Source organism: Thermococcus sp. LS2, assembly GCF_012027375.1.
In the GTDB taxonomy this organism is placed as follows: Archaea; Methanobacteriota_B; Thermococci; order Thermococcales; family Thermococcaceae; genus Thermococcus_B.
On the sequence record NZ_SNUI01000026.1, the window covers coordinates 1 to 587 of the forward strand.

Consider the following 587-nt stretch of genomic DNA (forward strand, 5'->3'; position numbering starts at 1 on the left):
GCAAGAGAATACATTTTTGATGATAAGAGAAGCTTGTGGCATACTTTCTTAGGCTTTATTTCAGCATTCACTTTAGCGTATTCTATCGTTATTTTGCTATTGTTCACATTGTATCAAGTGAGAGAAAGAGAGAAGCCAACTTCCACATTAGGTGATGTGGTAGAATTCGTAATCGGATATGTTTATGGTTTAGCGGTTTTGGTGTGGCTTAAAATAAAAGGAGTGGTGTAAAGATGGAGAGAAAAAAAGGTTGGCATCCTATTTATGTGAGTGAAGCGGTTTTAAGTAAGTTAGATAAAGAGAGAGAAGAAATTAAAGAAGAATTAGGTATTCCAAAGGAAGAGAATTTGAGTTATAATAAGACGCTTGCAATAATACTTAAGCGTTATAAAGAATTGAAGAATGCTGTAAAAACTCGATGATTTTCTTTTATTTTTCTTATTATCTCGTTTTAAGGATTTTTTACATAGCTTTTCTTGAAGAGACCTACCCGAGGTGGAAAGGCATGATTGAGGCAATAAAGAAAGCTTTGGGAAAAATAGATGACATCTTTGTAGTAGCATTCGGAGTAGTACTTGGTTTTGTAG

General features: G+C 33.9%; 2 protein-coding genes. Both read left to right on the forward strand.

The features are described 5' to 3' along the window. Window positions 1-231: hypothetical protein (locus E3E24_RS12535; RefSeq protein ID WP_167916124.1), on the forward strand; the 231-nt coding region annotated here is incomplete at its 5' end. Between the two features lie 2 nt (window positions 232-233). Then, window positions 234-422 carry a hypothetical protein gene (locus tag E3E24_RS12540; RefSeq protein WP_167889310.1) on the forward strand — a complete coding sequence of 63 codons (189 nt, stop codon included), beginning with the start codon at window positions 234-236 and terminating at the stop codon, window positions 420-422. Window positions 423-587: the final 165 nt, after the last annotated feature.

Bases quoted from the DNA above. Each gene is read 5' to 3' on its own strand.
- E3E24_RS12540 (WP_167889310.1), top strand. From the start codon at position 234: ATGGAGAGAAAAAAAGGTTGGCATCCTATTTATGTGAGTGAAGCGGTT.